At 64.5% G+C, this 19453-nt stretch carries 23 protein-coding genes; 10 read left to right on the top strand and 13 right to left on the bottom strand.

What is annotated here, in order from left to right:
• Window positions 1-150: 150 nt before the first annotated feature.
• The 3 genes from J4P02_RS15780 to betC all read right to left on the bottom strand — a co-directional run bounded on the left by J4P02_RS15780 (window position 151) and on the right by betC (window position 4370).
• Window positions 151-1719 carry a SulP family inorganic anion transporter gene (locus J4P02_RS15780; RefSeq protein ID WP_426191826.1) on the bottom strand — a complete coding sequence of 523 codons (1569 nt, stop codon included), beginning with the start codon at window positions 1717-1719 and terminating at the stop codon, window positions 151-153.
• Window positions 1720-1920: 201 nt separating this feature from the next.
• Window positions 1921-2838: a choline ABC transporter substrate-binding protein gene (gene choX, locus J4P02_RS15775; protein WP_426191824.1), complete on the bottom strand. Its 918-nt coding sequence runs from the start codon at window positions 2836-2838 to the stop codon at window positions 1921-1923.
• Window positions 2839-2855: 17 nt separating this feature from the next.
• A complete protein-coding gene (betC, locus tag J4P02_RS15770) occupies window positions 2856-4370 on the bottom strand; it encodes a choline-sulfatase (protein ID WP_426191822.1) in 1515 nt (504 codons plus the stop codon).
• Window positions 4371-4484: 114 nt separating this feature from the next.
• Between betC and J4P02_RS15765 the strand changes: the two genes are divergently transcribed.
• Both J4P02_RS15765 and J4P02_RS15760 read left to right on the top strand, forming a co-directional pair.
• On the top strand, window positions 4485-5435 hold the full coding sequence (locus J4P02_RS15765) for a choline sulfate utilization transcriptional regulator (protein WP_426191820.1): 951 nt from the start codon (window positions 4485-4487) through the stop codon (window positions 5433-5435).
• 147 nt (window positions 5436-5582) lie between these two features.
• Window positions 5583-5909: a DOPA 4,5-dioxygenase family protein gene (locus tag J4P02_RS15760; RefSeq protein WP_426191818.1), complete on the top strand. Its 327-nt coding sequence runs from the start codon at window positions 5583-5585 to the stop codon at window positions 5907-5909.
• Window positions 5910-5975: 66 nt separating this feature from the next.
• Here the strand turns inward: J4P02_RS15760 and J4P02_RS15755 are convergent, their stop codons facing one another.
• The 3 genes from J4P02_RS15755 to trpB all read right to left on the bottom strand — a co-directional run bounded on the left by J4P02_RS15755 (window position 5976) and on the right by trpB (window position 8573).
• A complete protein-coding gene (locus J4P02_RS15755) occupies window positions 5976-6419 on the bottom strand; it encodes an RcnB family protein (protein ID WP_426191816.1) in 444 nt (147 codons plus the stop codon).
• A 121-nt stretch (window positions 6420-6540) separates the two neighbouring features.
• Window positions 6541-7353, bottom strand: a complete 813-nt coding sequence (trpA, locus tag J4P02_RS15750; RefSeq protein WP_426191814.1) for a tryptophan synthase subunit alpha — start codon at window positions 7351-7353, stop codon at window positions 6541-6543.
• Window positions 7353-8573: a tryptophan synthase subunit beta gene (gene trpB / locus J4P02_RS15745; protein WP_426191812.1), complete on the bottom strand. Its 1221-nt coding sequence runs from the start codon at window positions 8571-8573 to the stop codon at window positions 7353-7355. The genes trpA and trpB overlap by 1 nt, the downstream gene beginning before the upstream one ends.
• A 129-nt stretch (window positions 8574-8702) precedes the next feature.
• Here trpB and J4P02_RS15740 point away from each other — a divergent pair, with 129 nt between their 5' ends.
• Entirely contained in the window at window positions 8703-9596 is an 894-nt protein-coding gene (locus J4P02_RS15740; RefSeq protein ID WP_426191810.1) for a LysR family transcriptional regulator, read from the top strand.
• Here the strand turns inward: J4P02_RS15740 and J4P02_RS15735 are convergent.
• Window positions 9593-9919: a DUF883 family protein gene (locus tag J4P02_RS15735; RefSeq protein WP_426191808.1), complete on the bottom strand. Its 327-nt coding sequence runs from the start codon at window positions 9917-9919 to the stop codon at window positions 9593-9595. The genes J4P02_RS15740 and J4P02_RS15735 overlap by 4 nt on opposite strands.
• A 158-nt stretch (window positions 9920-10077) precedes the next feature.
• Between J4P02_RS15735 and J4P02_RS15730 the strand changes: the two genes are divergently transcribed.
• Both J4P02_RS15730 and J4P02_RS15725 read left to right on the top strand, forming a co-directional pair.
• On the top strand, window positions 10078-10293 hold the full coding sequence (locus J4P02_RS15730) for a dodecin (protein WP_092318141.1): 216 nt from the start codon (window positions 10078-10080) through the stop codon (window positions 10291-10293).
• 134 nt (window positions 10294-10427) lie between these two features.
• Complete coding sequence (locus J4P02_RS15725; RefSeq protein ID WP_426191806.1) at window positions 10428-10652, top strand: DUF1161 domain-containing protein; 225 nt, start codon at window positions 10428-10430, stop codon at window positions 10650-10652.
• 61 nt (window positions 10653-10713) lie between these two features.
• Here the strand turns inward: J4P02_RS15725 and J4P02_RS15720 are convergent, their stop codons facing one another.
• Window positions 10714-11715, bottom strand: a complete 1002-nt coding sequence (locus tag J4P02_RS15720) for an LLM class flavin-dependent oxidoreductase (RefSeq protein WP_426191804.1) — start codon at window positions 11713-11715, stop codon at window positions 10714-10716.
• A 239-nt stretch (window positions 11716-11954) separates the two neighbouring features.
• Between J4P02_RS15720 and J4P02_RS15715 the strand changes: the two genes are divergently transcribed.
• Together J4P02_RS15715 and J4P02_RS15710 are read left to right on the top strand one after the other, a co-directional pair.
• The gene (locus J4P02_RS15715; protein ID WP_426191802.1) at window positions 11955-12386 is read left to right on the top strand and encodes an OsmC family protein; all 432 of its coding nucleotides are present in this window, start codon (window positions 11955-11957) and stop codon (window positions 12384-12386) included.
• Window positions 12387-12540: 154 nt separating this feature from the next.
• The gene (locus J4P02_RS15710; protein ID WP_426191800.1) at window positions 12541-12774 is read left to right on the top strand and encodes a DUF1161 domain-containing protein; all 234 of its coding nucleotides are present in this window, start codon (window positions 12541-12543) and stop codon (window positions 12772-12774) included.
• Window positions 12775-12780: 6 nt separating this feature from the next.
• Here the strand turns inward: J4P02_RS15710 and J4P02_RS15705 are convergent, their stop codons facing one another.
• Both J4P02_RS15705 and J4P02_RS15700 read right to left on the bottom strand, forming a co-directional pair.
• The gene (locus J4P02_RS15705; RefSeq protein ID WP_426191798.1) at window positions 12781-13200 is read right to left on the bottom strand and encodes a hypothetical protein; all 420 of its coding nucleotides are present in this window, start codon (window positions 13198-13200) and stop codon (window positions 12781-12783) included.
• A 42-nt stretch (window positions 13201-13242) separates the two neighbouring features.
• Window positions 13243-13656, bottom strand: a complete 414-nt coding sequence (locus J4P02_RS15700; protein ID WP_426191796.1) for a hypothetical protein — start codon at window positions 13654-13656, stop codon at window positions 13243-13245.
• A 59-nt stretch (window positions 13657-13715) separates the two neighbouring features.
• Here J4P02_RS15700 and J4P02_RS15695 point away from each other — a divergent pair, with 59 nt between their 5' ends.
• Window positions 13716-14789 carry an aminopeptidase gene (locus J4P02_RS15695; protein WP_426191794.1) on the top strand — a complete coding sequence of 358 codons (1074 nt, stop codon included), beginning with the start codon at window positions 13716-13718 and terminating at the stop codon, window positions 14787-14789.
• A 135-nt stretch (window positions 14790-14924) separates the two neighbouring features.
• Here J4P02_RS15695 and J4P02_RS15690 read toward each other — a convergent pair whose 3' ends face one another.
• Together J4P02_RS15690 and J4P02_RS15685 are read right to left on the bottom strand one after the other, a co-directional pair.
• Window positions 14925-15575: an HAD family hydrolase gene (locus tag J4P02_RS15690; protein WP_426191792.1), complete on the bottom strand. Its 651-nt coding sequence runs from the start codon at window positions 15573-15575 to the stop codon at window positions 14925-14927.
• 26 nt (window positions 15576-15601) lie between these two features.
• Window positions 15602-16147: a gamma carbonic anhydrase family protein gene (locus tag J4P02_RS15685; RefSeq protein ID WP_426191790.1), complete on the bottom strand. Its 546-nt coding sequence runs from the start codon at window positions 16145-16147 to the stop codon at window positions 15602-15604.
• 75 nt (window positions 16148-16222) lie between these two features.
• Between J4P02_RS15685 and prlC the strand changes: the two genes are divergently transcribed.
• Together prlC and J4P02_RS15675 are read left to right on the top strand one after the other, a co-directional pair.
• Complete coding sequence (gene prlC / locus J4P02_RS15680) at window positions 16223-18301, top strand: oligopeptidase A (RefSeq protein WP_426191788.1); 2079 nt, start codon at window positions 16223-16225, stop codon at window positions 18299-18301.
• Window positions 18298-18576 (top strand): YheV family putative zinc ribbon protein, encoded by a 279-nt coding sequence (locus J4P02_RS15675; protein ID WP_426191786.1) that lies wholly within the window; start codon window positions 18298-18300, stop codon window positions 18574-18576. Before prlC ends, J4P02_RS15675 begins: the two co-directional genes overlap by 4 nt.
• Window positions 18577-18670: 94 nt before the next feature.
• Here J4P02_RS15675 and J4P02_RS15670 read toward each other — a convergent pair whose 3' ends face one another.
• Window positions 18671-19330 carry a dual specificity protein phosphatase family protein gene (locus tag J4P02_RS15670; protein ID WP_426191784.1) on the bottom strand — a complete coding sequence of 220 codons (660 nt, stop codon included), beginning with the start codon at window positions 19328-19330 and terminating at the stop codon, window positions 18671-18673.
• Window positions 19331-19453 lie beyond the last annotated feature (123 nt).

The raw sequence follows: 19453 nt of genomic DNA, 5'->3' as shown, positions 1-19453 counted from the left end.
TCCCGCTCGGGCGCGCAGCGGCCGCAGAGACCAGCAACGCGGTGCATCAGCTGGAGCGCGGTGGTCGGGGTTGGGGCTGCTGCGCAGCCCGGCGCGAGCAAGCTCGCTCGCCACAGGGAGCGGTTGCTCTTCTGGCATGGAGCGAATGCCTCAGTCTTCGAAGAGGATCGGGCAACGCTCCGCGCCCTCCAGCTTCACCAACTCCTCCTTCACCGTCTGCCGCGCCCGGCGCAGGGTCAGGCTGCGGCCCTGGCGTCTTAGCCGGCGCGCTTCCTGGTGCAGCATCTCCACCCCCGAGTAATCGATAAAGTTGATCTGCCGCGCGTCGATCACCAGCTTCGGGGCATGGCAGCGTTGCATGCGTACCTGCAGGTAATGGCTGGCGCCGAAGAAGATCGAGCCGCCCACCCGCAGCACATCGGCCTGTTCTTCACTGGCGTGCTGTACCCGGGGCCGCGAGGTGCGCTTGAGGTAGAAGAACAGCGAGGCCAGCACCCCGGCATAGATCGCCGTCTGCAACTCCAGCAGCAGGGTGGCCAGGCAGGTCAGGCCCATCACCGCGAACTCGGCGCGACTGACCCGGAACAAGGCGCGAATGCCCCGGTGATCCACCAAGCCCCAGCAGATCAGCAGGATGCTGCCGGCCATGGCCGGGATCGGAATATGCGCGATCAGCCCGGCGCCGGTCAGGGCGAACAGCGCCACCCAGAGCGCCGAGAACACCCCGGCCAGGGGCGAGCGGGCCCCGGCTTCATAGCTCAAGCCCGAGCGGGTGAACGAGCCTGCGGACAGGTAGCCGGAGAAAAACGCGCCGAGGATGTTCGACAGGCCCTGGGCGCGCACTTCCTGGTTGGCGTCCAGCAGTTGCTCCGAGCGCACCGCCAGCGAGCGGGCGATCGACAGGCTGGTGACCAGACCCAGCATGCCCACCGCCACCGCGCTGGGCAGCAAGCGCAGGATCAGTTCCAGGTCCAGCGGCAGTGGGCTCAGGGGCGGCAAGCGGCCAACGAAGGCACTGACCCGCTGCACATGGCCGAACCATCCCGGCAGCAGCCACACTGCCAGGGCGCTGAGCATCAGGCTCAGCAGCAGGGCCGGCCAGCGTGGCGCCAGCAGCTTGATGGCGATGCCCACGCCCAGGGTGCCCAGCCCCAGCCACAGGGACGGCAGGTCCACGGCATCCAGGTGTTGCAGCAGCAGGCTCAGGCCGTTGAGGGCAGTGCTCTGGCTCGGCAGCTCCAGGCCCAGCAGGCTGGGCAGTTGCCCCAGGGCGATCACCAGGGCCGCGCCCAGGGTGAAGCCCAGCACCACCGAGTGCGAGACGAAGTTCACCAGGGCGCCGAAGCGCAGCAGGCCCAGCAGCCACTGGAAGACCCCGGCCAGCAGGGTCAGCAGCAGGATCAGGGTGATGTAGTCCGCGGAGGTCGGTACCGCCAGCGGGCTGACGCTGGCGTAGAGGACGATGGAGATCGCCGCCGTGGGGCCGCAGATCAGGTGCCAGGAAGAGCCCCAGAGGCAGGCGATCAGCACCGGCACTATGGCCGCATACAACCCGTATTCCGCCGGCAGGCCGGCGATCAGCGCATAGGCGATGGACTGCGGCAGGGCCAGGACCGCGCCACTCAGGCCCACCAGCAGGTCGCGGCCGACGCTGGCCCGGGTCTGCCGCGGCAGCCAGTCGAGGAACGGCAGGAGTGAACGGCGATCGGGCCAGGCCATGGTGTCTCGCGGGTCTATGGGTGAAGTGGGCTCAGGTTAAAGCATCCTGCACGGGGTTCCAGCCTGAGCACTGTTGTCTTGTGGCGAGGGAGCTTGCTCCCGCTCGGAGGCGCAGCGGCCGTAGAGCCAGGCGACGCGGTGTCCGGGGTTGGGGCTGCTGTGCAGCCCAGCGCGAGCACGCTCGCTCGCCACTGCTTCGGGCTAGAGCCTGGTTTTCACCGCTGCCAGGGCGTCTTTGTCGTCGAGGGTCCGCACCCCTTGCAGCCACTGTTCCAGCACCGCCGGATTCGCCTTGATCCAGGCCTTGGCGGCGTCGGCGTTGCTGAGCTTCTGGTTCACCACTGCGGCCATGATGCTGTTCTCCATGTCCTGGGTGAAACGCAGGTTGCCCAGCAGTTTGGCCACGTTCGGGCAGGCCTGTGCATAACCCTTGCGGCTCAGGGTGTAGACGCTGCCGCTGGCGCCGAAGTACTTCTCGCCGCCGCTCAAGTAGCGCATTTTCAGCTGCACGTTCATCGGGTGCGGGGTCCAGCCGAGGAAGGTGATGAAGCGCTGCTTCCGGGTGGCGCGGGAGACTTCGGCGAGCATCGCCTGTTCGCTGGACTCGATCAGCTTCCACTGGCCCAGGCCAAATTCGTTGTTCTTGATGATTTCCTGCAGCGACAGGTTGGCCGGGGCCCCGGAGCCGATGCCGTAGAGCTTCTTGTCGAACTTGTCGGCAAATTTGTTCAGGTCGGAAAAGTCATGCACCCCGGCCTCCCACACATAATCCGGAACCGCCAGGGTGAACTCGGTGCCCTCCAGGTTCTTCGCCAGTTGCACCACTTCGCCATTGGCCACGAACTTGTCGTAGAAACCCTGTTGCGCCGGCATCCAGTTGCCGAGGAACAGGTCCACCTGGCCATCCTTGAGCCCGCCGAAAATGATCGGCACTGCCAGGGTGTCGACCTTGGGCTTGTAGCCCATGCCGTCCAGCAGGAAGCTGGCGATGGCATTGGTGGCGGCGATGTCGCTCCAGCCCGGGTCGGCCATCTTCACCGTCTCGCAGGAGTCGGCCCAGGCAGGCGAGCTGCCCAGGGCGAGGATGGCGCAAGCCAGTGCTGTGGATAACTTTTGCATGCTGTTCCCCTTGGGTTTTATTGGTTTGGGCAGGGTTGTGGATAACGTGCCTTGCGCTCCAGATCGTCGAGGTCGATATGGTTGCGCATGTATTGCTGGCTGGCGTCCACCAGCGGCTGGTGATCCCAGCTCTTGAGCTTGCCCCGGCTCAGCGCCTCGGCCACCAGGCGGCGCCGGCGCTGGCTGGCCAGGACCTGTTGGTGCAGGGTCGGGATGTCCCACTTGGCCCGGGCCTCGGCCAGGAACGCGGCGAACAGTGGCCGATGCTCGGGCGACTGGCCCAGGTCGATGCGTTCCTGGGGGTCGTTGTGCACATCGAAGAGTAGGCAGGGGTCGTCTTCGCTGTAGATGAATTTGTAGGCGCCGCGGCGGATCATCATCAGCGGGCTCACGGTGCCTTCGGCCATGTATTCGCCAAACACCTCGTCGTGGCCGCCCTGCCCCAGCAGGTGCGGCACCAGGGAGCGGCCGTCCAGGGGCAGGTTCGCCTCGACCTGGCCGCCGGCCAGTTCCACCAGGGTCGGCAGCAGGTCGGCGGTGGACACCGCGGCGCCCACTCGCCCGGCGCCGAACTGCCCCGGGGCATGGATCAGCAGCGGCACCCGGGCGGCCATTTCGAACCAGTGCATCTTGTACCAGAGGCCGCGCTCGCCAAGCATGTCGCCGTGGTCGCCGGAAAACACGATCAGGGTGTCATTGGCCAGGCCCGTGTCTTCCAGGGTCTGCAGCAGCTTGCCGACATTGCTGTCGATGTAGCTGCAGGCACCGAAATAGGCGCGCCGCGCATCGCGGATCTTGTCCACAGGCAGGGGCTTGTCCCACAGGTCGTAGACTTTGAGCAGGCGCTGGGAATGGGGGTCCAGCTCGGTTTGCGGCGGGGTCTGCGGCAGCGGGATCTGATCGTCGCGATACAGGTCCCAGAAGGCCTTGGGAATGGTGTAGGGATCGTGGGGATGGGTCATGGAGACGGTCAGGCAGAACGGTTGCGCGCCGGCTTCGCGCACATGATCGAACAGGTATTGCTGGGCCTTGAACACCACCTCTTCATCGAAATCCAGCTGGTTGGTGCGCACGCAGGGGCCGGCCTGCAACACCGAGGACATGTTGTGGTACCAGCTGGGACGCACCTCGGGCTGGTCCCAGTTCACCGCCCAGCCGTAGTCGGCGGGGTAGATATCGCTGGTCAGGCGCTCTTCGTAGCCGTGCAGTTGGTCCGGGCCGCAGAAGTGCATCTTGCCCGACAGCGCCGTGCGGTAGCCCAGGCGCCGCAGGTAGTGGGCGTAGGTGGGCACGTCGGCGGGAAAATCCGCGGCATTGTCGTAGGCGCCGATCCGGCTCGGCAGCTGGCCGCTGACCAGGGTGAAGCGCGATGGCGCGCACAGCGGGCTGTTGCAATAGGCGGCGTCGAACACCACGCCCTGGGCGGCCAGGCGCTCCAGGTGCGGCATGCGGATCGGCGACGGACCGTAGAACGGCAACAGCGGCGCGGCCATCTGGTCGGCCATGATGAAAAGAATGTTCTTGCGCTTCATGGGATCACGGCATTCCATAGTCGATGGTTATGCGAAAGTGCTGCAATCGAGCATGGATTCCATGCTTGCAGCGGTAAAGCCCATGCACGGCAATGACTAGGATAAGTACAGCTTATGTATGAAGCCCTTGGCGACCTGTCCCTGGACCTGCTCCGGGTGTTTGAAGCTGCGGCCCGTTTGCGCAGTTTCACCGCGGCTGCGGTGGAGCTGGGCACTACCCAGCCGGCCATCAGCCAGCAGATCAAGCGCCTGGAAGAACAGCTGGGCGTGCGCCTGTTCGACCGCATCTACCGTGGCATCGAGTTGACCGAGTCCGCGGCCTTGCTGCTGGAGCAGGTACAGGCCGGCCTGCAGAGCATCGATGCCGGCCTCAGCGCCCTGAGCCAGCAGCATCAGCATGAAGTGCTGCAAGTGGCCACGGATTTTGCCTTCGCCGCCTACTGGCTGATGCCGCGTTTGCACCGGTTCCACCAGGCCAACCCGCAGGTGGACGTCAGCCTGGTGACCAGCGAACGCAGCCACGGCATGCTGCGCAGCGATATCGACGTGGCGGTGCTGTTCGGCGACGGGCGCTTCAAGCATGGCGAAAGTCGCTGGCTGTTCAGCGAAGAAGTGTTTCCCGTGTGCAGCCCGCTGCTGCTCAAGGAACGCCCCGCGCCGTTGCCCAGTGCAACCCTGCTGGACTTTCCACTGCTGCACTTGCGCAGCGAGAACAGCAACCACTGGTTCGACTGGAGCGGCGTGTTCCGTGAGCTGGGCATCGCCAGCGCCCCGGCCTCCGGGCAATTGCGCTTCGACAACTACACCTTGCTGATCCAGGCCGCCATTGGTGGCCAGGGCGTGGCCATCGGCTGGCGCCACCTGGTGGACGACCTGCTGGACCAGGGCCTGCTGTGCCGGCCCATCGCCCAGACGCTGATCTCCAGCTACGGCTATTACGTGGTACTGCCCCCGCGCAAGCGGCGCGGGGCCTTGATCCAGCGGTTCGTCGACTGGCTGATCAGCGAGCAGGCTGCCAGTGCCCAGAGTCTCAAGGGTTTGGCATTGCCGGCAATCGCTCTTTAGCGGCGCCGGCCGGGTGCTGTCGTGGCACCATGGCGCATGTGCTTGAACAGGAGGGCTTGGCGGTTTAAGCGGCCGCTCGCTGTTGCCCCCCATAGGCTCAGAATCTGAGGCGAACCTTGAGGGTTCGTCGGTTATCGCGAGGTTTGCATGCAACGGATCAAGGGTTATCACGCCCATGTCTACTTTGACGCCAGCACCATCGACCAGGCCCGGGCCCTGTGCGAGCAGGCGGCGCAGCTGTTCCCGCTGAAGATGGGCCGGGTTCATGAGCGGCTGGTGGGGCCGCATCCGGACTGGAGCTGCCAGTTGGCCTTCACGCCGGAGGTGTTTGCTCAGGTGGTGCCGTGGCTGGCGCTCAATCGCAGGGGCTTGGTGGTGTTCCTGCACCCGGACACCGGTGATGACCTGCGCGATCACACCGACCATGCGATCTGGATGGGCGCCATGCGGCCGCTGGATCTGACGGGGTTTTGAGGCGATTTTTCGGTCAGCCGCGCGTTAGCCTGCCGGCCCCGCAGGGGCCGGCGGCTGTGGCAGAGATCAGTAGAGCACGCCGTCGAGAATGTCGTAGACGATGCCGCTGCCGACTTCGATCAGGAAGATATCGCCGCCCATGCGTCGCCATTCATAGCCGTGGTACACCGGCAGGCGCGACAGCGCACGTGGGTCCAGGCGTTCACCGTAGTAGCCACGGGGCAGCGGCTGGCCGCGCACCAGGCGAATGCCGGGCGGTGGCGGTGCACCCCGGACGAAATAGCCATGGTTGTCACGGATGGCCTGGCGTACGGGGCCGAAATCCCGCGGTGGGCCGTCCCGGCGTTCGTGGCCGGGGCCATCGCGGTGTTCATTGCCGCGATTGTCCCAATGGCCCTGTGGCGGGCCGCCGTGTTCGTAGCCGCGCTCGTCGGCCATGGCCGGTAGCAGGGGGCTGGCGCTGAGGATCAGCAGGGCGGCAGCGGCCATCAGGCGTGTGGGCATTTTCATCGGCTATTCCTCGCAGCGCATACAGCAAAAAGGGGGGCGGAACCTTGATTCCGCACCCCCAGGTCTTGTTGTTTAGTCTGCCTGGCGAGGCGCTAATTCCTCTGTATCAGGAACTTTACCCTCAGCTGACGCGAGCCTTACGTACGCCTTCGGACAGCGCCGCGCACAGGCTCAGTACCCCGTCCACCGCTTGCTGGGACGACTGGGCGTTGGCGATCTGGTCGATCAGCGCCGAGCCCACCACCACGCCATCCGCCAGGCGGGCGATGGCCGCAGCCTGCTCCGGGGTGCGGATGCCGAAACCAATGCTCACCGGCAGGTCGGTGTGCCGACGCAGGCGGGCCACGGCCTCTTCCACATGTTCCAGGGTGGCGGCGCCGGCGCCGGTGACCCCGGCCACCGAGACGTAGTAGACAAAGCCCGAGCTGCCATCGAGCACCTTGGGCAGGCGCGTGTCGTCGGTAGTGGGCGTGGTCAGGCGGATAAAGTCGATGCCGGCGGCCTGGGCCGGGTCGCACAGCTCGCTGTTATGTTCCGGCGGCAGGTCGACCACGATCAGGCCGTCGACACCGGCGGCCTTGGCGTCGGCGATAAAGCGCGGCACGCCATAGTGGTGGATGGGGTTGAAGTAGCCCATCAGCACCAGCGGGGTTTCGCTGTTGCCCGCGCGGAACTCGCGGACCATCTGCAGGGTTTTCGCCAGGTTCTGTTTGGCCCCCAGGGCACGGATATTGGCCAGCTGGATCGCCGGGCCGTCGGCCATCGGGTCGGTAAAGGGCATGCCCAGCTCGATCACGTCGGCGCCCGCCGCAGGCAGGCCCTTGAGGATGGCCAGGGAGGTGTCGTAGTCCGGGTCGCCGGCGGTGATGAAGGTCACCAGGGCGGCGCGGTTCTGTTGCTTCAGCTCGGCAAAGCGGGTGTGCAGGCGGCTCATCAGTGTTTCTCCTGCTGGGACTGTTGCATGTGGTGCATCACGGTCTGCATGTCTTTGTCGCCACGACCCGAGAGGTTGACCACCATCAGGTGATCCTTGGGCAGGGTGGGCGCGCGCTTGAATACTTCGGCCAGGGCATGGGCGCTTTCCAGGGCCGGGATGATGCCTTCCAGGCGGCAGCATTGGTGGAACGCGGCCAGGGCTTCGTCGTCGGTCACCGAGGTGTACTGGACGCGGCCGATATCGTGCAACCAGGCGTGTTCCGGGCCGATGCCGGGGTAGTCCAGGCCGGCGGAGATCGAGTGGGCGTCGATGATCTGGCCATCGTCGTCCTGCAGCAGGAAGGTGCGGTTGCCGTGCAGTACGCCGGGCACCCCGCCGTTGAGGCTGGCGGCGTGCTTGCCGGTCTCGATGCCGAAGCCGGCCGCTTCAACGCCGATGATCTCGACGCTCTGGTCATCGAGGAACGGGTGGAACAGGCCCATGGCGTTGGAGCCACCGCCGATGCAGGCCACCAGGCTGTCGGGCAGGCGACCTTCCTGGGCTTGCAGCTGTTCGCGGGTTTCCTTGCCGATCACCGCCTGGAAGTCGCGCACCATGGCTGGGTATGGGTGCGGGCCGGCGACGGTGCCGATCAGGTAGAAGGTGTTGTCGACATTGGTCACCCAGTCGCGCAGGGCTTCGTTCATGGCGTCTTTCAGGGTGCCGGTGCCGGCGGTCACCGGGATCACTTCGGCGCCCAGCAGCTTCATGCGAAACACGTTGGCCTGCTGGCGCTCGATGTCGGTGGTGCCCATGTAGATCACGCATTGCAGGCCGAAGCGCGCGGCCACGGTGGCGGTGGCCACGCCGTGCATGCCGGCGCCGGTCTCGGCGATGATGCGTTGCTTGCCCATGCGCCGGGCCAGGAGGATCTGGCCGATGCAGTTGTTGATCTTATGCGCGCCGGTGTGGTTGAGCTCTTCGCGCTTGAGGTAGATCTTGGCGCCGCCGCAGTGCTCGGTCAGGCGCTCGGCGAAGTACAGCGGGCTTGGGCGGCCGACGTAGTCGCGCTGGAAGTAGGCCAGCTCCTTGAGAAACTCGGGGTCTTGCTTGGCCTTGTCATATTCGCGGCCCAGGTCGAGGATCAGCGGCATCAGGGTTTCGGCCACGTAGCGGCCGCCGAACGCGCCGAACAGGCCGTTGTCGTCAGGGCCATTACGCAATTGGGACTGGGTCATTGCAGCGCTCCCGGGGAAGTGGGTGGAGAAAGCTCTTCAGAGCAGACGATGGGGCCACTCTACCCCCTGACGGCGGCCGCTGAAAACCGATAAGATCGCCACAACCTGTGAGGAAAACTCAACTATCTCATGAGCCGAGACCTGCCCCCCCTGAATGCCCTGCGGGCCTTCGAAGCCACTGCCCGGCTCAATAGCGTCAGCCAGGCCGCCGAGCAACTGCACGTAACCCACGGTGCGGTCAGCCGGCAGTTGAAGGTGCTGGAAGAGCACCTGGGCCTGAGCCTGTTCATCAAGGATGGGCGTGGCCTTAAACTCACAGATGCCGGGGTGCGCCTGCGGGATGCCAGCAGCGAAGCCTTCGAGCGTCTGCGGGATGTCTGCGCCGAATTGACCCAGGGCAGCGCCGATGCGCCCTTCGTGCTCGGTTGCTCCGGCAGCCTGCTGGCGCGCTGGTTGATTCCGCGCCTGGGGCGGTTGAATGCCGAGTTGCCGGACCTGCGCCTGCACCTGTCCGCCGCCGAGGGCGACCAGGACCCACGGCGCCCGGGGCTGGATGCGCTGCTGGTGTTCGCCGAACCGCCGTGGCCGGCGGACATGCAAGTGCATGAGCTGGCCAGCGAGCGCATCGGTCCGGTGCTGAGCCCGCGTTATGCCGGCTATTCGCGGCTGTGCGCGGCACCGGCCGCGGCGCTGTTGCAGGAACCCCTGTTGCACACCACCTCGCGCCCCCAGGCCTGGCCCAGCTGGGCGCGGCACAACGGCATCAACGCCGCAGGGCTGAAGTACGGGCAGGGTTTCGAGCATCTGTATTACTTGCTGGAAGCGGCGGTGGCCGGGCTGGGGGTGGCGATTGCCCCGCAGCCGCTGGTGGCCGAGGACCTGCAAGCCGGCAGGCTGGTGGCGCCCTGGGGTTTTTCCGATACCCCGGGGCAACTGGCCCTGTGGTTACCCAAGCGCGCCGCGGATGGGCGCGCCCGGCAATTGGCCCAGTGGTTGAAAAACGAACTGCGCCTGCAGCCTTAGTCGCCGCGTTTGCACAGCAAATAGGCGGCCAGCAGGCCCAGGGCACCGACCGCGACACCGGCGGTGGTCCAGGGGTGTTGCTGGGCGTAGTCGCGAGTGGCGATCCCGGTTTCGCGGGTTTTCACTTTCACCTCTTCATAAGCGTCGCTGAGCAGGCTGCGGGAATGCTTGAGCGCATTCTCGGCATTGCTTTTGAGCGCCTTGAGGGTCTTGCGCGACTCGTCGGAGGCGTCGTCCTTGAGGCTTTCCAGCGATTTGAGCAGGCTGGCGATCTCGGCTTCCATCGTTTCCAGCGAGGCTTTGCGTAGTGCGTTGTTGGCCATGTCGGCTCTCCTGCGAGGGGGTGAACGGGCTGTGTAGGTTCCGACTGCGGCCGGTTGGGAAAGTGCAGAATTTCTGAATTTCCTGTTGTTAGAGGCGCCACAAGTCATAGGAAAAATCGCTGCTAGGCTGTAGTTCACCGTCAGAAAAGGAGAACGTCATGAGTGATCATCACACTTACAAGAAAGTCGAACTGGTGGGTTCGTCGCCGAACAGCATCGAAGAAGCGATCAACAACGCCCTGGCCGAGGCGCACAAGAGCATCAAGCACCTGGAGTGGTTCGAAGTGACCGAAACCCGGGGCCATATCAAGGACGGCAAAGCGGCGCATTTTCAGGTCACGCTCAAGGTCGGCTTTCGAATTGCCAATAGTTGAAACCTTGGGCTAGGCTCTGGAACTTGTGCGCTGGCCGAGTGCCATAGGAAGTGGCAAAGCGCTACAACTGTCTTGAGCTTCTGTCAGGCTGGCGTCTACGCCGCCTCTTTTGATCCGACCAGGGAATGTGACCGATGAAAAAACTAGTATTAGCTGCTGCTTTGTTGAGTCTTGCGGGAACTGCCCTTGCCGCCGGCAAGCCGTGCGAAGAGCTGAAAGGCGAGATCGCCGCGAAGATCGATGCCAAAGGCGCCAAACACTACTCGCTGGAAGTGGTGGACAAAGGCGCGGCAGCGGACGGCAAGGTGGTCGGCACTTGCGAAGCCGGCACCAAGGAGATTGTCTACAAGCGCGGTTGAGCCTTGCTAGGCACCCATTGAAAAGCCGACGCCAAAGCGTCGGCTTTTTTCTGCCCGGCGTTCAGCCCTGCATCACCTGGGACAGCAGCTCGTAGGAGCGCAGGCGGTCGGCGTGCTGGTACAGGTCACAGGTAAAGATCAGCTCGTCGGCGCCGGTCTGCTCGATCAGCACTTCCAGCTTGGCGCGGATTTTCGCCGGGCTGCCGATCATCGCCAGGCCGAGGAAACTCGATACGGCCTCCTTCTCATGGGGCAGCCACAGGCCATCCATGCTCTGCACCGGCTTGCGCTGCACCAGGCTCTGGCCGCGCATCAGCGCGAGGATGCGCTGGAACACCGAAGTGGCCAGGTAGTCGGCCTGCTCGTCGGTGTCGGCTGCCACCAGCGGCACTCCCAGCATCACGTAGGGCTTGTCGAGAACCGCCGAAGGCTTGAAGTGGTTGCGGTACACGCGAATCGCTTCATGCATATAGCGCGGTGCGAAATGTGAGGCGAAGGCGTAGGGCAAACCCCGTTCCCCGGCCAGTTGCGCGCTGAACAGGCTGGAACCCAGCAGCCACACCGGCACATTGCTGCCTGTGCCCGGCATGGCGATCACCCGCTGTTCCGGGGTGCGCGGGCCAAGATAGGCCATCAGTTCGGCCACATCCTCGGGAAAATCGTCGGCGCTGCCCGAGCGCTCCCGGCGTAGGGCGCGGGCGGTCATCTGGTCGGAACCCGGGGCGCGCCCCAGGCCCAGGTCAATGCGCCCCGGGTAGAGGCTTTCCAGAGTGCCGAACTGTTCGGCGATCACCAGTGGTGCATGGTTGGGCAGCATGACCCCGCCGGAGCCGACGCGAATCGTCGACGTGCCGCCGGCCAGGTAACCGATCAGCACCGAGGTGGCGGAGCTGGCGATGCCGTCCATGTTGTGGTGCTCGGCGACCCAGAAGCGGGTGTAGCCGAGCTTTTCCACGTGCTGCGCCAGGTCCAGGGAATTGCGCAACGATTGCCCCGGGCTGCCGTCTTCACGCACGGGCACCAGGTCGAGGGTCGAGAATTTGACTGCGGACAACGGTTTCATAAGCCTGCTTCTCCTTGGGCGTGCAGGCATTTGTCATCAGCCAAAACCTGCCGGGATCTGAAAGTCAGGTTTATGCAATGTGGGCATATACCCGAGTTTCAATAGGCAGAGTAATTTTGTCGGATAAATAAGCGTCCGGCACAAGGTCTGAACTTTGCCGTCAGATCTATCCTCAGAACCCTTAGGTAAGACAAACCAGCTTGGTGCGAGCCTTCGCATCGGTACTTGAGGAGACTGCGATGAGTATCAAAAAGAAAGCCTCGGCGCATTGGCAAGGCGACCTGAAGACCGGCATCGGCTCGATCTCGACCGAAACCGGCGTGCTGCGTGAAGCGCCCTACGGCTTCAAGGCGCGTTTTGAAGGCGGCAAGGGCACCAACCCGGAGGAACTGATCGGCGCGGCCCATGCGGGCTGCTTCTCCATGGCTTTTTCAATGATTCTTGGCGAGGCCGGGCTTACGGCGGACAGCATCGATACCCAGGCCGAAGTGACCCTGGACCAGGTCGATGGCGGTTTTGCCATCACCGCTGTGCACCTGATCCTCAAGGCCAGGATTCCCGGCGCCAGCCAGCAGCAATTCGAGGCGCTGAGCAACAAGGCCAAGGAAGGTTGCCCGGTATCCAAGGTGCTCAATGCCAGGATCAGCCTGGATGCAACGCTGCTCAATTGAGGCGGCGAGTTCGCCGGCCGCTGCCTCCTGCTGTTTGGGTGGCAGCCGGCATGCTGGCGACGGCGTCTGTGCGGCGAGTGAGCACCTGTGGTCGAATACCTCATTGCGGCTTCAGCGCATGTTCGTGCGCGCCGCAGCAAGGGAGCTTTAGATCATGAAACGTTTTGCCTTGGCGGTTATCAGTTGCGCGCTGGCCACATTGGCCCTGGCCGCCCCCAAGCCCTGCGAGGAACTCAAGGCCGAGATCGAAGCCAAGATCCAGGCCCAGGGCGTTGCCTCTTACACCCTCGAAATCGTCACCAATGACGAGGTCCACGACAACAACATGGTGGTCGGCAGCTGCGACAACGGCACCCGGAAGATCATCTATCAGAAGAACGACCGCTGAGCCTTATCAGGGCACGCAGTTGACCATGCGTTCCTCGGCGACGATCTCGCGCTGGGCATTGTACAGTCGGGCGCTGGGGGTGAAGGCCAGGTTGCGGGCTTCCAGGCGGTAGCGCTGGCCGGCCTGGAAGTGGTCGTAGCGCAGGCTCAGGTAGCACAGGCGCTCCTGGGGATCGGTGGTCATGCCCATGCCGCCGGCGAACACTTCGAAGTCGAAGCGCACCATCAGTTCGTGGCTGCCGGGGCTGACCTGGAAGAACCGCCCGTCCGTCAGGCGTTGGTTGTCCAGGCGTTCGGCCATCAGCAGCTTGCCTCCCGGCGTCGGGGTGGCAAGGTCGATCCAGGCCTGTTGTGGATCGACGCTGGGCAAGGGTGTGCTGCAGGCGCAAAGAGTGGCAAGGGTGAGGATCAACAGTGGCTGGCGCATGACAGGGGCCGAATGATCGAGAGAACGCCAGCATAACGCCGATCAGCTGCGCTGGCAGCCTGTCGGTCGGGCTTTGCCGAGCAGTGTGTGTTGTTCGTCGTAGAGCCGGGCCCAGGGGTGGAAACCGATGTTTCCGGCCTGCACCCGATAACGCTGGCCGGCGGCAAAATCCTGGAATTTCACGTTTAGCTGGCAGTCGCGCCACAGCGGTTCGGCGTCGGGCCCGATATTGCTTGGCTGCACGGCGAACTGGTAGCGCAGGGTCAGTTCATGGCTGCCGGGCTGCACCTGAAAATAGCGCGGATCGTCGATGGCCCGGGTGTCCACCTCCAGGGCCTGCAAATGGCTGTTGCGGGGCGGGGCGAGGTCGATCCAGGCCTGGTTCGGATCGGGCCTGGGCAATCCGGCGCAGCCAGCGAGGGAAAGCATTGCGGTGGTTAGCAGCAACAGGCGCATGGCGAAACTCCAAGGTGGCGAGATAGTCTTGCGGGCAGACTTTCTATGGATGATTCGATGTGAACAGGCCGCGTTCGAGCCATGGGCTACTTGATCCCGTTTTGCGCCTTTGGTTTCCGGCCCTGATGCTTTTGCTGCTCAACGGTTGCAGCAGCCTGGGTTACTACAGCCAGCTGGCCAGTGGCCAAATGCAGCTGTTGCGAGCTCGCACACCGGTGGCCGAGGTGGTGGCGGACCCCTCCCGCGATCCCGCCTTGCGCGCCCACCTGGCCCAGTCGCAACAGGCCCGGGACTTTGCCAGCCAGCACCTGCACCTGCCGGACAACCGCAGTTATCGGCTGTACGTCGATATCGGCCGGCCCTATGTGGTGTGGAATGTGTTCGCCACGGCGGAATTCTCCCTGAGCCCGCAGACCCATTGCTTCCCGATTGCCGGTTGTGTGGCCTACCGCGGCTATTACAGCCAGGGCGCGGCCCGCGGTGCCGCGGCGCTGCAGCAGCAACAAGGCATGGACGTGGCGATTGGCGGCGTCGAGGCCTATTCGACCCTGGGCTGGTTCGACGACCCGATCATCAGTTCGATGCTGCATTGGGGCGATGAGCGCCTGGCCACGCTGATTTTCCACGAGCTGGCGCACCAGCGCTTCTATGTGCAGGACGACACCGAGTTCAACGAGTCTTTCGCCACCTTCGTCGAGCAGGAAGGCACCCGGCAATGGCGGGCCTATCGTGGGCTGCCGCCTCTGGAGGATGCCGAGACCCGTCAGCGCGATCAGTTTATCCAGCTGCTGCTCGACACTCGCAAACGCCTGGCACAGCTGTATGCCCTACCCTTGCCCGCCGAGCAGATGCGCCAGCGTAAGGCTGCGCAATTCGAGCGCTTGCGCCGCGACTATCGCCAGCTGCGGGACAGCCAGTGGGCCGGCAACAAGCGTTATGACGCCTGGATCAACCTGCCACTGAACAACGCCCGGCTGCTGCCCTTTGGTTTATACGACCAGTGGGTGCCGGCCTTCGCCGCCTTGTTCAGGCAGGTGAACGGCGATTGGCCGGCGTTTTTCAGCGAGGTGGAAAAGCTGGGGCGCTTGCCGGCCCAGCAGCGCAAGCTGGCCCTGGCCAGGCTGGAGGCCTGAGTTTCAGGGGCGTGGCGAGGGAGCTTGCTCCCGTTCGCCTGCGTAGCAGGCGCAGAGCCTGCCTCTGAACCTGTGCAGTTGGGGGCGCTGCGCACCCCGGCGGGAGCAAGCTCCCTCGCCACACAGAGGCTGGGGTCAGCGGCGCAAGAACGCCTGGTGCAGCTCGTCCAGGGTCTGGAAATGATGGGCCGGTGCCTCGGCGCTCAATTCCTCGTGGCTGCCGAAGCCGTAGCCTACCGCCGCTGCATCCAGGCCGTTGCGCCGAGCGCCGATCAGGTCGTGCTTGCGGTCGCCGATCATCAGGGTGCTGGCCGGGTCGAGGCGTTCCTGCTCCAGCAGGTGGGCGATCAGTTCCACCTTGTCGGTGCGGGTGCCGTCCAGCTCGCTGCCGTAGATCACCTTGAAGTGCTTGGCGAAGTCGAAGTGGCGGGCGATTTCCCGGGCGAACACCCAGGGCTTTGAGGTGGCGATATACAGCTGCCGCCCTTGCCCGCCGAGGGTTTCCAGCAGCGGCGTGACGCCCTCGAAGACTCGGTTCTCATACAGGCCGGTGACCTTGAAGCGCTCGCGGTAGAAGTTCACCGCTTCCCAGGCCCGGGCCTCGTCGAAACCATAGAACTGCATGAAGGCCTGCAACAGCGGCGGGCCGATAAAGTGTTCCAGCTTGCTCAGGTCGGGCTCGTCGATGCCCAGTTTGGCCAAGGCGAACTGGATCGACCGGGTGATGCCCTCGCGGGGGTCGGTCAGGGTGCCGTCGAGGTCGAACAGCACGGTTTGGTAATGCATGGCAATTCCTCGGCAATCAGAAAGGGTCAGGGGCGGTCGTAGCCTTCGGCCAGGTGCTGATCCTTGAGCTTCACGTAGTTGTTGGCGCTGTAGCTGAAAAAGGCTCGCTCCTTGTCGGTCAGCGGGCGCACCTGCTTCACCGGGCTGCCGACATAGAGGAAGCCGCTGGCCAGGCGCTTGCCCGGCGGCACCAGGCTGCCGGCGCCGACTATCACTTCGTCCTCCACCACCGCGCCGTCCATGACGATGCTGCCCATGCCGATCAACACCCGGTTGCCGATGCTGCAACCGTGGAGCATGACCTTGTGGGCGATGGTCACTTCGTCGCCGATCAGCAGGGGGAAACCCTCGGGGTTGAACGGGCCGGCATGGGTGATGTGCAGCACGCTGGCGTCCTGCACGCTGGTGCGCGCGCCGATGCGGATGCGGTGCATGTCGCCGCGGATCACCGTCAGCGGCCAGACCGAACTGTCGGCGCCGATCTCGACGTCGCCGATGACCACCGCCGAGTGGTCGACGAAGGCCCGCTCGCCCAGGCTCGGGCGGTGATTCTGGTAGGTGCGGATGGCCAAGTGGGCGTGCCTCTCTGAGATTTATTAATGGGGGCTATAGCTGCGGTGGCTGCCGATTGTAATTAAGATGGCGCAATGTTTCTTCCAGCCAAGGTGCCCACCGTGAGCCTGAACAACCCGCTTCTGCAGCCCTACGACCTGCCGCCGTTCTCGGCGATCCGTGCCGAGCATGTGCAGCCGGCCATCGAACAGATCCTGGCTGACAACCGCACCGCCATCGCTGAAATCCTCAAGACCCAGGCCACCCGGCCAACCTGGGCCGGCCTGGTGCTGGCCATGGACGAACTCAACGATCGCCTGGGCGCCGCCTGGAGCCCGGTGAGCCACCTGAATGCGGTGTGCAACAGCGCCGAACTGCGCGAAGCCTATGAGGCCTGCCTGCCTGCCCTGAGCGCCTACGCCACCGAAATGGGCCAGAACCGCGAGCTGTTCCAGGCCTACGAGGCCCTGGCCAACAGCCCTGAAGCCGCTGGCTTCGACGTGGCGCAGAAGACCATTCTCGAGCACTCGCTGCGGGACTTCCGCCTGTCGGGCATCGACCTGCCGCCCGAGCAGCAGAAGCGCTACGCCGAGGTACAGAGCAAGCTGTCGGAGCTGGGCAGCCGCTTCTCCAACCAGTTGCTGGACGCCACCCAGGCCTGGACCAAGCACATCACCGAAGAGGCGGCCCTGGCCGGCCTGACCGATTCGGCCAAGGCGCAAATGGCCGCCGCGGCCCAGGCCAAGGACCTGGAAGGCTGGCTGATCACCCTGGAGTTCCCCAGCTACTACGCAGTGATGACCTACGCCCAGGACCGCGCCCTGCGCGAAGAGGTGTACGCGGCCTATTGCACCCGCGCCTCGGACCAGGGCCCCAATGCCGGTCAGAACGATAACGGCCCGGTGATGGAAGAGATCCTCGACCTGCGTCAGGAACTGGCCAAGCTGCTGGGCTTTGCCAGCTTCTCCGAGCTGAGCCTGGCCACCAAGATGGCCGAATCCAGCGATCAGGTGCTGGGTTTCCTGCGGGACCTGGCCAAGTGCAGCAAGCCGTTCGCCGCCCAGGACCTGCAACAGCTCAAGGCCTACGCCGCCGAACAGGGCTGCCCTGACCTGCAAAGCTGGGACAGCGGTTTCTATGGCGAGAAGCTGCGCGAGCAGCGCTACAGCGTGTCCCAGGAAGCCCTGCGCGCCTACTTCCCCATCGACAAGGTGCTGGGCGGGCTGTTCGCCATCGTGCAGCGCCTGTACGGCATCGAGATCGCCGAGCAGCAAGGCTTCGACAGCTGGCACCCGGACGTGCGGCTGTTCGAGATCAAGGAAAACGGCCAGCACGTCGGGCGCTTCTTCTTCGACCTCTACGCCCGCGCCAACAAGCGTGGCGGTGCCTGGATGGACGGTGCCCGTGATCGGCGGCGGACCCTCGAGGGCGTGTTGCAGAACCCGGTGGCCAACCTGGTGTGCAACTTCACCCCGGCGGTCAGCGGCAAGCCGGCCCTGCTGACTCACGATGAAGTCACCACCCTGTTCCACGAATTCGGTCACGGCCTGCATCATCTGCTGACCCGGGTCGAGCACGCCGGGGTGTCCGGGATCAATGGCGTGGCCTGGGACGCGGTGGAGCTGCCGAGCCAGTTCATGGAGAACTGGTGCTGGGAGCCCGAAGGCCTGGCGCTGATCTCCGGCCACTACGAGAGCGGCGAAGCCCTGCCCGAGGACCTGCTGCAGAAGATGCTGGCGGCGAAGAACTTCCAGTCCGGGCTGATGATGGTGCGTCAGCTGGAGTTCTCGCTGTTCGACTTCGAACTGCATGCCACCCACGACGATGGCCGCAGCGTGCTGCAGGTGCTGGAAACCGTGCGCGACGAGGTCTCGGTGATGCGTCCACCGGCCTACAACCGTTTCCCCAACAGCTTTGCCCATATCTTCGCCGGCGGTTATGCCGCGGGTTACTACAGCTACAAGTGGGCCGAAGTGCTATCGGCCGACGCCTTCTCGCGCTTCGAGGATGAGGGTGTGCTCAACGCCGAGACCGGCCGCGCGTTCCGTGAGGCAATCCTGGCCCGTGGCGGCTCCCAGGAGCCGATGCTGCTGTTCGTCGACTTCCGCGGACGGGCGCCGTCGATTGACGCACTCTTGCGCCACAGCGGCCTCAGCGAGGACGCGGCAGCATGAGTGAAGCACCCGTGAAGACCAAGAAACGCTTTATCGCCGGGGCCGTATGCCCGGCGTGCAGTGAGATGGACAAGCTGATGATGTGGAGCGAGGACGACGTGCCCCATCGCGAGTGCGTGGCCTGCGGCTACGCCGATACCCTCAATGCCCAGGGGCTGTCGGTGCCCAAGGAACTGGGCACCCGGGTCAACGGCCCGGCCGCCAAGGTCGCGGATACCAAGGTGCAATCGGTGCAGTTTTTCCCCAATCCCAAGTTGAAGAAAAAGACCGACTGAACCTGCAAGAAAAAGCCGGCTCCCTTTCGGGAGCCGGCTTTCTTTCGACTTTCGCGCTTTCGCGAGCAAGCTCGCTCCTACACGGTGGATGGGTTTATTTGCTCAGCGGCTTGCTGGCACTCACCGTCTCGAACCAGCTTTTCACCGAACAGGTGGCGAACACGCTGGTGCTGCAATCGCCGTTGGCCAGTGCGGTGCGCAGTTTGTCTACATCGGCCTGCATCATGTAGCGAATGCCGTCCTTGAAGTGGGAACTGTCGCCGAACCCGCCCTGGGTCATTTCATTCAGCGCATCCTCTTTGCTCCAGCCCTGGATCACCACCCGGTACATCGCCGCCATCAGGCCGGTGCGGTCCGAACCATGCTTGCAGTGCATCAGTACCGGGCCTTCGGCCTCGGCGCTCTGGATGGCGCGCAGGGCCTTGAGCACATCGGCGTCATCCACATGGTTGGTGCGGTAAGGCAGTTGCACCTGGTGGATATCCGGCGTGCTCAGCCAGCTGGAGTCGGACTCCGGCAAGAAGTTGATCACGGTCCCCACCTTGAGTTTCTGCAGCAGCGGCACGGCGTCTTTGTCCGGCAGCGCGCTGCGGTACAGGGTCGGCGACATCTGGTACAGGTTGTATTGCTTTTCCAGCGGCTGGGCCCATTGCTCGGGGCGGCTGGAGGGCGCATCGGCGGCGTGCGCCTGGGCGCCGACCAGCAGTGCCAGCAGCGACAGGCAAAGGGCAGCGATAAAGCGAAGTCTCGACATGTGCGGGGGTCACCGATGAGGGGATTCAATGCCGCGTAGTGTCCCTGTGCAGCAGTCAAAGCCCTGTGAGCCGACTGTCAAAGAAACGTGAAGCTGACCCTGTGGCTGGGGCATTTTATTTTT

Source organism: Pseudomonas sp. NFXW11, assembly GCF_049887815.1.
Lineage (GTDB): Bacteria > Pseudomonadota > Gammaproteobacteria > Pseudomonadales > Pseudomonadaceae > Aquipseudomonas.
The sequence above is the reverse complement of the archived record's forward strand: the minus strand, read 5'-3'. Positions and strand labels throughout refer to the sequence as shown.

Excerpts from the sequence above, each read along its gene's own strand:
- J4P02_RS15780 (WP_426191826.1), bottom strand. The coding sequence starts at position 1,719 with ATGGCCTGGCCCGATCGCCGTTCACTCCTGCCGTTCCTCGACTGGCTG.
- choX (WP_426191824.1), bottom strand. The coding sequence starts at position 2,838 with ATGCAAAAGTTATCCACAGCACTGGCTTGCGCCATCCTCGCCCTGGGC.
- betC (WP_426191822.1), bottom strand. The coding sequence starts at position 4,370 with ATGAAGCGCAAGAACATTCTTTTCATCATGGCCGACCAGATGGCCGCG.
- J4P02_RS15765 (WP_426191820.1), top strand. The coding sequence starts at position 4,485 with ATGTATGAAGCCCTTGGCGACCTGTCCCTGGACCTGCTCCGGGTGTTT.
- J4P02_RS15760 (WP_426191818.1), top strand. The coding sequence starts at position 5,583 with ATGCAACGGATCAAGGGTTATCACGCCCATGTCTACTTTGACGCCAGC.
- J4P02_RS15755 (WP_426191816.1), bottom strand. The coding sequence starts at position 6,419 with ATGAAAATGCCCACACGCCTGATGGCCGCTGCCGCCCTGCTGATCCTC.
- trpA (WP_426191814.1), bottom strand. The coding sequence starts at position 7,353 with ATGAGCCGCCTGCACACCCGCTTTGCCGAGCTGAAGCAACAGAACCGC.
- trpB (WP_426191812.1), bottom strand. The coding sequence starts at position 8,573 with ATGACCCAGTCCCAATTGCGTAATGGCCCTGACGACAACGGCCTGTTC.
- J4P02_RS15740 (WP_426191810.1), top strand. The coding sequence starts at position 8,703 with ATGAGCCGAGACCTGCCCCCCCTGAATGCCCTGCGGGCCTTCGAAGCC.
- J4P02_RS15735 (WP_426191808.1), bottom strand. The coding sequence starts at position 9,919 with ATGGCCAACAACGCACTACGCAAAGCCTCGCTGGAAACGATGGAAGCC.
- J4P02_RS15730 (WP_092318141.1), top strand. The coding sequence starts at position 10,078 with ATGAGTGATCATCACACTTACAAGAAAGTCGAACTGGTGGGTTCGTCG.
- J4P02_RS15725 (WP_426191806.1), top strand. The coding sequence starts at position 10,428 with ATGAAAAAACTAGTATTAGCTGCTGCTTTGTTGAGTCTTGCGGGAACT.
- J4P02_RS15720 (WP_426191804.1), bottom strand. The coding sequence starts at position 11,715 with ATGAAACCGTTGTCCGCAGTCAAATTCTCGACCCTCGACCTGGTGCCC.
- J4P02_RS15715 (WP_426191802.1), top strand. The coding sequence starts at position 11,955 with ATGAGTATCAAAAAGAAAGCCTCGGCGCATTGGCAAGGCGACCTGAAG.
- J4P02_RS15710 (WP_426191800.1), top strand. The coding sequence starts at position 12,541 with ATGAAACGTTTTGCCTTGGCGGTTATCAGTTGCGCGCTGGCCACATTG.
- J4P02_RS15705 (WP_426191798.1), bottom strand. The coding sequence starts at position 13,200 with ATGCGCCAGCCACTGTTGATCCTCACCCTTGCCACTCTTTGCGCCTGC.
- J4P02_RS15700 (WP_426191796.1), bottom strand. The coding sequence starts at position 13,656 with ATGCGCCTGTTGCTGCTAACCACCGCAATGCTTTCCCTCGCTGGCTGC.
- J4P02_RS15690 (WP_426191792.1), bottom strand. The coding sequence starts at position 15,575 with ATGCATTACCAAACCGTGCTGTTCGACCTCGACGGCACCCTGACCGAC.
- prlC (WP_426191788.1), top strand. The coding sequence starts at position 16,223 with ATGTTTCTTCCAGCCAAGGTGCCCACCGTGAGCCTGAACAACCCGCTT.
- J4P02_RS15675 (WP_426191786.1), top strand. The coding sequence starts at position 18,298 with ATGAGTGAAGCACCCGTGAAGACCAAGAAACGCTTTATCGCCGGGGCC.
- J4P02_RS15670 (WP_426191784.1), bottom strand. The coding sequence starts at position 19,330 with ATGTCGAGACTTCGCTTTATCGCTGCCCTTTGCCTGTCGCTGCTGGCA.